At 70.5% G+C, this 11,968-nt stretch carries 12 protein-coding genes; 5 read left to right on the forward strand and 7 right to left on the reverse strand.

Translation table 11 applies throughout. The features are described from left to right. Positions 1–51 precede the first annotated feature (51 nt). The gene (locus tag ACN27J_RS20000; RefSeq protein WP_421368441.1) at positions 52–639 is read left to right on the forward strand and encodes a hypothetical protein; all 588 of its coding nucleotides are present in this window, start codon (positions 52–54) and stop codon (positions 637–639) included. A gap of 90 nt (positions 640–729) precedes the next feature. Next, a complete protein-coding gene (locus ACN27J_RS20005) occupies positions 730–978 on the forward strand; it encodes a hypothetical protein (RefSeq protein ID WP_278172509.1) in 249 nt (82 codons plus the stop codon). 159 nt (positions 979–1,137) lie between these two features. On the opposite strand, the gene ACN27J_RS20010 is transcribed toward ACN27J_RS20005, so the two are convergent. Both ACN27J_RS20010 and ACN27J_RS20015 read right to left on the reverse strand, forming a co-directional pair. Then, positions 1,138–1,347, reverse strand: a complete 210-nt coding sequence (locus ACN27J_RS20010; RefSeq protein ID WP_007073996.1) for a BldC family transcriptional regulator — start codon at positions 1,345–1,347, stop codon at positions 1,138–1,140. 289 nt (positions 1,348–1,636) lie between these two features. Then, entirely contained in the window at positions 1,637–2,485 is an 849-nt protein-coding gene (locus ACN27J_RS20015) for a hypothetical protein (protein ID WP_123606442.1), read from the reverse strand. Between the two features lie 173 nt (positions 2,486–2,658). On the opposite strand from ACN27J_RS20015, the gene ACN27J_RS20020 reads away from it, so the two are divergent. Together ACN27J_RS20020 and ACN27J_RS20025 are read left to right on the forward strand one after the other, a co-directional pair. Then, the gene (locus tag ACN27J_RS20020; protein ID WP_421368445.1) at positions 2,659–3,777 is read left to right on the forward strand and encodes a Glu/Leu/Phe/Val family dehydrogenase; all 1,119 of its coding nucleotides are present in this window, start codon (positions 2,659–2,661) and stop codon (positions 3,775–3,777) included. A gap of 333 nt (positions 3,778–4,110) precedes the next feature. Further along, positions 4,111–4,332 (forward strand): DUF3073 domain-containing protein, encoded by a 222-nt coding sequence (locus ACN27J_RS20025; protein ID WP_123606444.1) that lies wholly within the window; start codon positions 4,111–4,113, stop codon positions 4,330–4,332. Positions 4,333–4,564: 232 nt separating this feature from the next. On the opposite strand, the gene amcA is transcribed toward ACN27J_RS20025, so the two are convergent. From amcA to ACN27J_RS20050, 5 genes are all read right to left on the reverse strand, one after another. Further along, a complete protein-coding gene (gene amcA, locus ACN27J_RS20030; protein ID WP_421368448.1) occupies positions 4,565–4,819 on the reverse strand; it encodes a multiple cyclophane-containing RiPP AmcA in 255 nt (84 codons plus the stop codon). Beyond that, the gene (gene amcB / locus ACN27J_RS20035) at positions 4,791–5,897 is read right to left on the reverse strand and encodes a cyclophane-forming radical SAM peptide maturase AmcB (RefSeq protein WP_421372351.1); all 1,107 of its coding nucleotides are present in this window, start codon (positions 5,895–5,897) and stop codon (positions 4,791–4,793) included. The genes amcA and amcB overlap by 29 nt, the downstream gene beginning before the upstream one ends. 190 nt (positions 5,898–6,087) lie before the next feature. Beyond that, positions 6,088–7,257, reverse strand: a complete 1,170-nt coding sequence (purM, locus tag ACN27J_RS20040) for a phosphoribosylformylglycinamidine cyclo-ligase (RefSeq protein WP_421368451.1) — start codon at positions 7,255–7,257, stop codon at positions 6,088–6,090. Positions 7,258–7,361: 104 nt separating this feature from the next. Continuing rightward, a complete protein-coding gene (gene purF / locus ACN27J_RS20045; protein WP_421368453.1) occupies positions 7,362–8,948 on the reverse strand; it encodes an amidophosphoribosyltransferase in 1,587 nt (528 codons plus the stop codon). 189 nt (positions 8,949–9,137) lie between these two features. Continuing rightward, on the reverse strand, positions 9,138–9,491 hold the full coding sequence (locus ACN27J_RS20050; protein ID WP_421368455.1) for a sterol carrier family protein: 354 nt from the start codon (positions 9,489–9,491) through the stop codon (positions 9,138–9,140). Positions 9,492–9,648: 157 nt separating this feature from the next. On the opposite strand from ACN27J_RS20050, the gene ACN27J_RS20055 reads away from it, so the two are divergent. After that, on the forward strand, positions 9,649–11,928 hold the full coding sequence (locus ACN27J_RS20055; protein ID WP_421368458.1) for a carboxypeptidase regulatory-like domain-containing protein: 2,280 nt from the start codon (positions 9,649–9,651) through the stop codon (positions 11,926–11,928). The last annotated feature ends 40 nt before the right edge of the window (positions 11,929–11,968 follow it).

Here is an 11,968-nt window from a genome sequence, read left to right on the forward strand (position 1 = left end):
GTACGGTTTCCCTTGTCAGCAGCCAGGACGATCTGCGGAAGAGGCGGCAGGATGAGTGAGTGGGTCGATCCGGCCCTCGGTGACGAGGCGGTCGAAGCGGAACAGGGACTGGGCCCGAGCGGCGACCCGGGCCACGACGATGCCGGCTACGAGCCGTACGGCGACGGCCCTTACGGCGTCGAGCCGTACGGCGACGGTGGGTCCTACACGATCGTCCAGCACAATCTTGACGGCTCCACCGACGTGCTGGTCGACCGGGACGGGGACGGCCTCGCCGACGTGGTCCTGCACGACGGCGATGGCGACGGTCTGGCGGAGGCCGCGTACGTCGATGGCGACGGGGACGGTCGGCTGGAGAGCATGCTGCGCGACTTCGACGGCGACGGGCTGGTCGACGAGGTCAGCGTGGACACCAACGGCGACGGCTGGATCGACGTCGTCGCCACCGACACCGACGGTGACGGCCTGATCGACCAGGTGGCGGCCGACACCGATCACGACGGCCGGACGGATACCTGGGTCCAGGACACCGACTACGACGGTCGGGCGGACCAGACGCTGCGCGACGCCGACCAGGACGGCGTGCCGGAGACGGTGACCTACCTGCATCCGACGGTCAACCCGTACGCGGCGAGGTGAGGCCGGGTCGCGCCCGGGTCGCGGCCGGCCGGATGGCACCCTACTGTCGACATCCGCAGCTGTTGTGACTGAGCGATGGAGGGACCTGGGATGACCGAGGCACAGGAGTCGGTGGAGACGCGCGGTGACGATCGCGTCGATCTGCTCAAGGCCGACACCAACAACGACGGGCAGACCGACGTCTGGGTGGTCGACACCGACGGGGACGGCAAGGCCGACATGTACCAGTTCGACACCGACGGGGACGGCAAGGTGGACATCACCATGGTCGATCTGGACGAGGACGGCACCCCGGACGAGGTGGTCGACGGCGACGGCGGGCACCCGCCGGCGAGCTGAGTACGGTACGCATCGTGACGACGGCGGCCCGGCGGATCTCCGCTGGGCCGCCGTCGACGCAGTGCATGTCGACGTCCATGAAACAAGGGGCGGTGACCCCGGACGAGCCGAGATCACCGCCCCTTGGCGTAGCCGATGTCAGCCACTTGGAGAGGCCAGTCAATCACCCTGCCGCTGCTGGGGAATCTGCCCCTGCAGCAGGGCACGTACTTCCGACTCCCGGTATCGGCGGTGGCCGCCCAACGTCCGTATGGCGCTGAGCTTGCCGGCCTTCGCCCACCGGGTGACGGTTTTCGGGTCGACTCGGAACATCGACGCCACCTCGGCCGGCGTGAGCAACGGCTCTGGTTCGTGCGTACGCGATGCCATCAGTCACTCCTCCACAGTGCTATAGACATCGGCCGGGGTCCCGCCGGCCGACGCGTCTCCCATGGTCCGGCTAGTCCCCGATGTCCGACATGGGCCGAACGGCCGAACGTCCTTGGATGGACGGATGAGCAATGACCGATTTTTATCCCTTTTTTGTGACAGAACATACCATAATCGGACTCTTGATCACCGGTCGTGAACGGGTGATTACGAATCTTATTCAGGATTCGCGGCAGAATCTGCGCCTAATACCCGGTGATTGAAACCGATTCGTCCCTTTGGTCGACTACTAGTTGCAGCGCTCCAGTAGCTGAACGGCACGCCACCGGGCAACCAGCTTCTCGTACGCCTCGCCGGCCGCCTCGGCGTCGCCCCGGCCGAGTGCCGCCAGCCCGGCGCTCACCAGACCCGGCGAATCGTCAGCCTCCAGCGTCTCGTCCGGCAGCAGCCGCACCAACCCACCGTAGTCAAGCTCCACCACCGACCGGGGATGGAACTCCTCGAGCCACCGGGCGCTCTCCTCCACCGCCTCGGTGATCGGCGCATCCCCCACCGACTTGCGCAGCACCGACAGTCCGCGCGACGCCCGGCGACGGGCCTTGGAGATCTCGGTCCGATAGCGCAGCGCCCGGCGCGCGCCGGTGACGATCAGGTCACGCTCGGCCAGGTCCACGAAGACGAACCATCGCAACGGCACCCCCCAGGTGGCGGCTTGCTCGTGCACCCGCGGCACCCCGTGCTCCAGTACCCGGGCCCCGCTGCGCCAGTCGTCGATCACCGCCCTGGCCTGACCGGCCAGTACCGGCGGGACGAACGCGTCGGCCAGCACCGACGGGACGCCGTCGCGCGCGCTCAACGCCGCCTCCGCTACCCGCACCCGCAGGTTCCACGGGCAGACCAGCAGCGTGTCGTCCGACTCAAGCACGTACGCCTCGTCCGGCAGGTCGGGCAGCCGGGTCCAGCCCGCGCCGAGCGCCTCGATCACCGCCGTCCGCTGCCGGCCCGGCCCTTCCAGCGGGCCGACCGCGCGGCCTTCCCGCACGTATCGGCGCCAGTAGACCTGACGCTCACGGTCGAACGCGGCCAGCGGCTCGTACACCCGCAGGTATGAGGCGAAGGAAGCGAAGAGGGACGGCACGGCGCGATCCTCCCACGAAACCGCACGACACCGCCCCTGCCGGGGGCAAACACCCCCGCAGCGGGCTGGTCCTTCGCGCTGCGGCCGATACTAGGCTCGGAGCCAGCAGGGCCCACCGGCCCGGCGCACCGGACGCACCTCACGAGGGTGCCGACACCGTCTCAGGAGCAGACATGGGCGTCTTCACCACCACTGCCGGCCCCGGCACCGCCACCGGGCACGAACAGGTCGTCTTCTGCCAGGACCAGCCGACCGGGCTACGAGCGATCATCGCCATCTACTCGACCGCGCTCGGGCCGGCGCTCGGTGGCACCCGGTTCTACCCGTACGCCTCCGAGGCCGACGCCCTGCACGACGTGCTGGAGCTGTCCCGGGGGATGGCCTACAAGAACGCGATGGCCGGACTGGACCTCGGTGGCGGCAAAGCAGTCATCTGGGGCGACCCGGAGCAGCTCAAGACCGAGCCGCTGCTGCGCGCGTACGGCCGGTTCGTCGAATCGCTCGGCGGGCGCTACTACACCGCCTGTGACGTCGGCACCTACGTGCCGGACATGGACGTCGTGGCCCGGGAGACCCGGTTCGCCACCGGGCGCAGCCGTGCGCAGGGCGGGGCCGGTGACTCCTCCGAGCTCACCGCCTGGGGGGTGTTCCAGGGCATGCGCGCCGCCGCCGAGCACCGCTGGGGTTCGGCCAGCCTCGCCGGCCGGCGGATCGGTATCGCCGGGCTCGGCAAGGTGGGCCGCTACCTGACCGGTCACCTGCTCGACGACGGAGCCGCGGTGGTAGCCACCGACGTCAGCGAACGGGCGGTGGACTGGGCCCGGAGCACCTACCCGCAGGTCGACCTGGTGGACGACACCGACGTGCTGATCCGCCAGGAGATCGACGTCTACGCGCCCTGCGCGCTCGGTGGGGCGCTCGACGACGACACCGTGCCGGCGCTGCGGGCCGAGATCGTCGCCGGGGCCGCCAACAACCAGTTGGCCCACCCCGGCGTCGAGAAGCTGCTCGCCGAACGGGGCATCCTCTACGCCCCGGACTACGTGGTCAACGCCGGTGGGGTGATCCAGGTGGCCGACGAGGTGACCGGGGCCGCCACACCGTCGGCCAACGGCCGGTACGGGTTCGACTTCGACCGGGCCAAGGCCCGGGCGACCGGTATCTACCAGACCACCCGGGAGATCCTGCGCAGCGCCGACCGGGAGGGCGTACCCCCGGCGGTGGCGGCCGACCGGCTTGCCGAACGCCGGATGGCCGAGGTCGGTCGGCTGCGCGCGATCCATCTCCGGTGAGCCGCCGCCAACCCGAGCGCCGCCAACCCGAGCGCCGCCGTCCTGGGCGCTGACCCGCCGGTCCGCCCCGGGTGGCCATCACCGGGCGTGTGGAGAATCACCCGTACGGGTCACGAGCGGCGGGGATCGGGCTCCTTACCCCGCCGCTGCCCGTGACGGACCCCGCCGCTGCCCCTGACGATGTCGGCCGCCGATGACGCGCGGGAGCGACCCGATGCAACCCGAGGTGCCGAACCTGGGTCCGCCCATGTACCGTAAGAGCCACGAGAGATGCCTGACGTCATCGGGGCCCGCCTTCGGGCTGCCCCGAATTCTGTGCGAGGGGGTCGAGCCATGGGGCGCGGCCGTGCTAAGGCCAAGCAGACAAAGGTGGCCAGGGAGCTGAAATACCACTCCCCGAACACCGACCTCGCCGCCTTGCAGCGAGAGCTCGCCGGCAGCGGCAAGTCGGACCGTGATTTCGACGACGAGTACGATCCGTACCTCGACGACGATGACGAGGACGACCCAGCCGACGACGACCGGGGTAACTGGACACCCTCATCGTCCCGCTGAGGGTCCGACTGATCAGAGCACGCGGTCAGTGTCCGCGTGCTGATTCATGTCGACGAGGACTCCGGCCCGGCTGGTCGCCGTACGTCTGTCGGAATGCCACCATCCGGTGGTGCCTACCCCGTTCGGGGTAGGCACCACCGGATGTCCGTCGCGCCAGGCGGGCGACTGATAGGTGCCGCCCTGCCCGGGGACGGGGCCGGGCAGGGTGCCAGATGCGCGCTGGTCGGAGCGGTCAACGGGGGCGGTTGTTCCAGTTGTAGAAGGTCGGGATGTTCTCGAAGTGGTTCCAGGCGCAGACCGCGCCGTCGGCACCGGCCGCCTCGGCGCGACGCCGCCGGGCCTGTTCCGCTTCGGCGAGCAGCAGTGCCAGACCGTCCCGGACGGCGTACACCCGGTCCGCCACCTGATCGTCGCCACCTGCCTCGGCGACGGTGGCTCCCGGGGCCGCGCCGACCGGTTCAGTCCGCTGCCGGCTGGTCTCTGGCATGGGCCAACACTCCCTCCAGTAGATGGATCTTGCTGTTACGGCAGTGGTTGGTCTCCGTACCATCAAAACGCCCGTGTTCGAAGTAACGGTTGGCAGCGTGACCACCTCCGCAGAACCCGAAGTACGGGCAGGTGGTCCGGCATGCCTCGACGCCCGCCACGAACTCGGTGACCCAGGGTGTCCGTTCCGGCGTGGCGAGGATCTCGGCCAGCCCGCTGGCCAACACGTTTCCGCTGGTGAAGTCCCCGTACCGCGGGTCGGAGAAGCCGGCCAGCTCCGGCGAGAGCAGCACCACCGACCCGTCGTACCCGATGGTGGGGATCGGGTCGAGCTGGCGGGGCAGCACCTCGTCGGCCGTGTCGTCGAGTACAGCTGCCGCATACCGCAGCGACCATTCCACCTCGCGTAGATGGATCCGCGGTGCCTGCCGCCAGGCTCCGACCAGTTCCGCCCAGAAGCCAGCGACGGCCCGGTCCGGCCAGCGGTTCGACCGGACGTTCACTCCCTCCGTCTCCTCGATGTTGATGCCCAGCACGTCACAGCCGAGGTCGAGGAAGAACCGGTACAGCTCGGTGGCCAGGCCGGGGCTCGGGTCGCTGACCACGCAGAGCGCCGAGAATTCGATTCCGTGCCGGCGTAGCGCTTCGACACCGCTCCGGATCTGGTCGTACGCGGGCCGGCCACCCCGGGTGTGCCGGCTGTCGTTACGCGCCCGCGGACCGTCGACGCTGACGCTGACCCGGATCCGGTGTTCGCGGAAGAACTCGCACCAGGGGTCGTCGATCAAGGTCGCGTTGGTCTGCACGTGGTGCTCCACGTCGGCGCTGAACGGGCTGATCAGCGCCGCGAGGTGGTCCCGTCCGGCGGCCAACGGCTCACCGCCATGCCAGACCACGGAGAACCGGCGTCCCTGCTGCGCGGCCCAGATGTTCACCGGTCGGGCGACGGCGGCGGCCACGGGGACCGGCATCCGTCGGTTGGCTGCCCGCAGCGGCAGGTAGCAGTAGCTGCAGTCCAGGTTGCACAGCGTAGTGGGTTGCATGACGACGTAGCTCGGGACGGTCGCCACGCCGCGCATGCCGGTGGGGGCCGGCCGCCCCCCACCGGCCGGGTCCTGCCGGGTTTCGGCCCTGCTCATCCCCATCCTCCTGCCTGTGACGGATGTCGTTTCAGGCTAGGTGTCGGGGTCTGCCGAGGTGAATCGACGGTACGGCCCGCCGGAGCGCGGCGGCGACGGCCCGCCAAGGTGACGCGGCAGCGGCCCGCCGTCAGCCCCGGGTGTGGTGGCCGACCATCTGTACGGTGCCGGTGCCCTCGATGATGTCGCCGGCCTGCCAGGCCTCGATGCCGCTGCCGGTAAGGCAGGCGAGCGCCCGGTCGGCGTCCTGGGCGGAGACGATGGCGAACATGCCGACGCCCATGTTGAACGTCGACTCCATCTCGTTGTCCTCGATCCGCCCCTTCGCCTGCACCAGATCGAAGATCGGCTGCGGCTTCCAGGTGGCGCGGTTGACCAGCGCGTCGACGTGCTCGGGGAGGATCCGCACCAGGTTTCCGGGGATGCCGCCGCCGGTCACGTGGGCCAGGGCCCGGACCTCGCACTCCTCGATCAGTTTCAGGCAGTCCCGGGCGTAGATCTTGGTCGGGGTGAGCAGCTCCTCACCCAGGGTCCGCTGCCGGCCGAAGTCGTCGACCACGGTGTCCAGCCGCATCCGACCGGCACCGAGTAGGACGTGGCGGACCAGCGAGTAGCCGTTGGAGTGCAGGCCCGAGGAGCGCATCGCGATCACCACGTCGCCCACCTCGACACGGTCCCGGCCGAGGATCTCGCTCTCCTCGACCACGCCGACGCCGGTCGCGGAGACGTCGTACTCGTCCGGCCGCAGCACCCCGGGGTGTTCGGCGGTCTCGCCGCCGAGCAGCGCGCAGCCGGCGTACCGGCAGCCGTCGGAGATGCCCGCGCCGATCTCGGCGACCTTGTCCGGCACGACCTCGCCGCAGGCGATGTAGTCAAGCAGGAACAGCGGCTCCGCCCCGCAGGCGACCAGGTCGTCGACCACCATCGCGACCAGGTCGATGCCGACCGTGTCGTGGATGTTCATCTGCTGGGCGATGACCAGCTTGGTGCCCACCCCGTCGGTCGACGAGGCCAGGATCGGGTGCCGGTACTTCTGCACGTCGAGCCGGAAGAGCCCGGCGAAGCCACCGATGTCGCCCATCACCTCGGGCCGGGTGGTTTTGTGCACCTTCGACTTGAGCAGCTCGACGGCGCGCTCACCGGCGTGGATGGAGACGCCGGCGTCCGCGTACGTCACCGTGCGTTTGCGGCCGGACCGGCCGGCGCTGGCCGTCCACGGCTGGCGGTTGACCGTCCGGGCGCCGGAGTCGTCGGCGGTTGGGCCGACGTCCGCGCTGCCGCGCTCAGTCACGTGCGTCACGGTTCTCCCCTTTGTGCTTCTCGCGGCGGGGCCGCGTCGGGTAGCTGTCGAGGATCGCTCGACTCGGGCTGCCGGTCGGACGACCGAGGCCGGTCCGGCCGGTGCTACGGGCGGTGCAGGGCCTCGGGGCCGCCAGTGCTGACAGCGAACCGTTGAGCGCCCGGGCCGGTCCGGTCGCCACCGGCCTGATAGTCCTGCTCGGTGATGTCCCCCGGATGGCCGACCCCGCCAGCGACCCGGCGGTCCACACCTTCGAGCACGTGCTTGCCGATCAGATTGCCAGCTGGCAACTCGATCGGGTACTCCCCATCGAAACATGCCCGACACAATCGTGTCTTCGGCTGCTCGGTTGCCGCTATCAGACCGGCAAGCGAGACATAACCGAGAGTATCCGCACCGATGGACCGGCGTATACCCTCAGTGTCCAGCCCGTTGGCCAGCAGTTCAGCCCGGGTGGCGAAGTCGATGCCGTAGAAGCACGGCCAGCTCACCGGCGGTGACGAGATGCGTACGTGCACCTCCAGAGCACCCGCCTCGCGCAGCATCCGCACAATCGCCCGCTGGGTGTTGCCCCGCACGATCGAATCGTCGACCACCACCAGGCGCTTGCCACGGACGTTCTCCCGCAGCGGGTTGAGCTTCAACCGGATGCCGAGCTGACGCAGCGTCTGGGAGGGCTGGATGAACGTACGGCCGACGTACGAGTTCTTCATCAGGCCGGCGCCGTAGGTGATGCCGGACTGCTCGGCGTAGCCGATCGCGGCCGGCGTGCCCGATTCCGGCACCGGGATCACCAGGTCCGCCTCGACCGGGTGCTCCCGGGCCAGGCGGCGGCCGATCTGCACCCGGGCGGCGTGCACGTTACGCCCGGCGATGGTGGTGTCCGGGCGGGCGATGTACACGTACTCGAACAGGCAGCCCTTGGGCTCCGGCGGGGCGAACCGGGCCGACCGCAGCCCATGCTCGTCGATCGCGATCAGCTCGCCCGGCTCCACCTCACGGACCACGGTGGCGCCGACGATGTCCAGCGCGGCGGTCTCGCTGGCGACCACCCAGCCCCGCTCCAGCCGGCCGAGCACCAGGGGCCGGACGCCGTGCGGGTCGCGGGCCGCGTACAGCGTTGTCTCGTCCATGAAGACGAAGCTGAACGCCCCCCGCAGGGTCGGCAGCACCTCCAGCGCCGCGGCCTCGACCGACAGGTCCGGGCGGCTGGCAAGCAGGCTGGTGACCAGGGCGGTGTCCGAGGTCGAGCCGTCGCCGGACAACCCTCGGTCGACCGCCTCGCGGGCGAGCTCCGCGGTGTTGACCAGGTTGCCGTTGTGCGCCAGGGCGATCGTCGTGCCGGCGCTGGTCGCCTTGATCGTCGGCTGGGCATTTTCCCAGGTCGAGCCGCCGGTGGTGGAGTAGCGCGCATGCCCGATGGCGAGATGGCCGCGCAGGCTGGCCAGGGTCGGCTCGTCGAAGACCTGGGCCACCAGGCCGAGATCCTTGTAGACCACCACGCCGGAGCCGTCACTCACCGCGATCCCGGCGGCCTCCTGGCCCCGGTGTTGCAGGGCGTAGAGACCGAAGTAGCTGAGCTTCGCGACCTCTTCCCCCGGTGCCCACACCCCGAACACGCCACAGGCGTCCTGCGGACCGGGTCGTTGGGGATCAAGGTCGTGACTCAACCGGCCGTCGCCTCGAGGCACCTGCCGCTCCCTCGTACTGGTCTGCACTGACGCCTGGCCTGCAGGTGGCCTGCACGCCTCAGCGCGGGGTGTCACCGGACTACCGTCGCCGAACAGTGTACGCGAGGTTCCGGTTGGCCCAGAGTGCTCCATTTGGCCCCACACCTGCCGGGTGACCGCCGCAGCCGGCCGGCAAATCGCCGGCCCGGCTCACAGCGGCAGGTACAGCGATATATCGGACCTCGGACCACTCGCAGAGATTTGTCCGTTCGCCACGGCCGAGGCCCAGTCGAGATCGCCGGTCGCCAGCAGCACCCAGGTCACCGGGTCGATCTCCACCACGTTCGCGGGGGTGCCACGGGTGTGTCGCGGCCCGGCTACACACTGAATTGCACCGTAAGGTGGGACACGGACCTCCACCGATCGGCCCGGCGCTCGCTCGGCCAGCGCCGCCAACAGCAGGCGGACCGCATCGCGTAGCTGCACACGGGCGGGGACGGCACCGGCCGCCAGGGCGTCCCGCACGGCGGCGACCGTAGTGGACTTACTGTACGGAGAGGACACATCGGGACGATACGACTAGCTCCGGTACCAGTTGCTCCCGCCCCTGGGTCGCGCACATCCGTCCCGGCAAGGCATAGTTGCCGACGGTGTACTCGTCACGGGTGACCCCTGCCCGAATCCTGGTGCGGGGGAAGGATCAAACCGGAAGGCGGTGGACGTGACAACACACCTACGAGCCTGGCTTTCGCGGGCCGGTGTTGTCGCAGCGCTGGCTGCCGTCGCACTAGTCGGCCTGCCCGCCGCGCCAGCGGCCGCCGCTGCACCCACAGTCACCATCACCAGCCTCTCCAACGCCAACCTCAGCTCCGGTGGCCGGGCCACCCTCGTGTTCAAGATCGTCAACAACAACCCGGCGGGCGAGGAGGAGGTGGAGGGCGGGACGTCCTTCAACATCCGGGTCGCCACGAACATCAACGAGCTGCGGTGCGAAGGTTCGTGCGACTTCACCGACACGATCGAGCGGGGCGCGAGCAAGGAATACACGGTCGAGCTGATCGCCGGCAACGTCGGGACCAACCAGAACCGCACCGGCCGGGTGGAGATCGTCGCCGTGGTCGACGGAGAGAACGGCCGGGTCCAGCGCGACGTCTCGGTCCGCGGGCCGCAGGAGGCGCCCCGGGTCAAGGAGGTCGCCGGCAAGGTCACCGACGTCTCCACCGGTGAACCGATCGAAGGCGCCGTGGTCGTGATGAGCGACTCGCAGAGCAACAGCTACGACACCACCACCAACGGCAACGGCAACTACCGGTTCACCTCCAGCAACGACCGACCCATCGTTCCCGGCGACATCCGGATCGCGGCGACCGCCGACGAGTACGACGACAGCGATGTGAAGGTCGTCACCGCCGCCGCGGGGCAGTCGATCACCGTCGACCGGATCACCCTGAAGTCGAACGTGGAGCCGACCCCGTCGGCCACCCCGGAGGCGACCCCGTCGGCGACCGCCGAGGCGACGCCGAGCGGCGCGGCCACCGACGCCCCACCGGTCGACACCCAGAACCTGGCGAACGAGAGCAGCGGCGGGGGGATGGGCTCCTGGCTGCTGATCATCATGGGCGGCCTGCTGGTCGCGCTCGGTGTCGGGGCCATCGTGCTGCTGCTGGTGCGGCGCAAGGACGGCGACGTCGACGACGACCCGGAACCGGCCGACGACGACCCAGCTGGCGGGCGGGCCGCCCCGCCGGGCAGTCGCGGCGTCTACCACGGTGCCGACGACGCGACCCGGGTGGCGATGCCGCCGATGCCACCCGGCCCGGTCTCCGACGCCACGATGATCACCCGCCCGTCGCTGTCGGACGCGCCGACGATGCTGCACCAGATGCCACCGATCAAGGACGAGTTCCCCGACCCGTACGGTGCTCCGCCGCCGCCCGGTCCGAACCCGCCGGCCGGGCCCGAGCCACGGTACGGCGCGGACCAGCGCCCCGGCTGGGGTGGACCGCCGACCCAGCCCGGCTACGGCTCCGACCCTGCCGGTGCCACCAGCGTTTACGGCGCGGTTCCCGGTGCCGACCAGCCGGGTGGCGGGGCCGGTTCCGGCTACGGCGGACCGGGCGGCGCGGCCCGCCCCGGCGGCACCTACGGCGGCAGTCAGTACGGCGGCAACGCCCCGTCGTCCGGGGCACCCGGCACCTACGGCACCCCGCCGGTACCCGGTCAGTACGGTGAGCCTGCCGGTCGGCCGCCAGCCGACGAGGCCGGCGGCTACCGCGGCGGCCGAGGCTACGGCGACGCCGGCGGCGCGGGCTACTCCGGCGCCAGGTACGGAGCGGACTCCCCCGCCGGTGGGTACGGCACCGACCGTTACGACGAGCCGACCGGGCGCTACGAGCCGGGCAGCTACGGGCAGTCCGGCCCACCGTACGAATCCGCTGGTTACCCTGGCCCGGATCAGGGGCGTGGCGATGTGCCGCCACCACCGCGTGGTCCGGAACCGCCGCAGCCCGGCTACCGGGGCGGCAGCCCCGGCTACGGGCCGGACGGCGGCGGTTACGGCGGAAGTGCCGGCTACGGCGGAAGCTACGGAGAGAGCCCACCCCAGGCCGGTGGTTACCCCGATGCGGGCTACCCGGGCGGTGGCTACGGTGGCGACCGGGGCAGTGGATACGGCTCCGACCAGGGCTACGGGTCGCCGGGCTACAGCCCCGGCGGGTCGGCGGGCTACGAGTCCGGCCGGGAACCGGGCGGGTACGGCCCCCCAACCGGTGGCGGCTACGACCAAGGTGGCCGCTACCCGCCTGCGGGCGGCGGCTACGACGACCGCCGCGTCCCGGACCAACGGGGCGGCTACGACCAGCAGATGCCGTACGGACAGCAGCCCTACGACCAGCAGCCGTACGGCGCCGAGCAGCCGCCTGGCGACCAACCTCGGCACGGTGCCACGCCGCAGGCAGGCAACCGGGGTGAGCGACGTTCCCTCGACTGGCTCGACGACTGACGGCCACTCGACGCCACATCGATGAGATGGGCCGGACCCG

Origin of the sequence: Solwaraspora sp. WMMB762 (assembly GCF_049179115.1) — a bacterium.
Lineage (GTDB): Bacteria > Actinomycetota > Actinomycetes > Mycobacteriales > Micromonosporaceae > Micromonospora_E.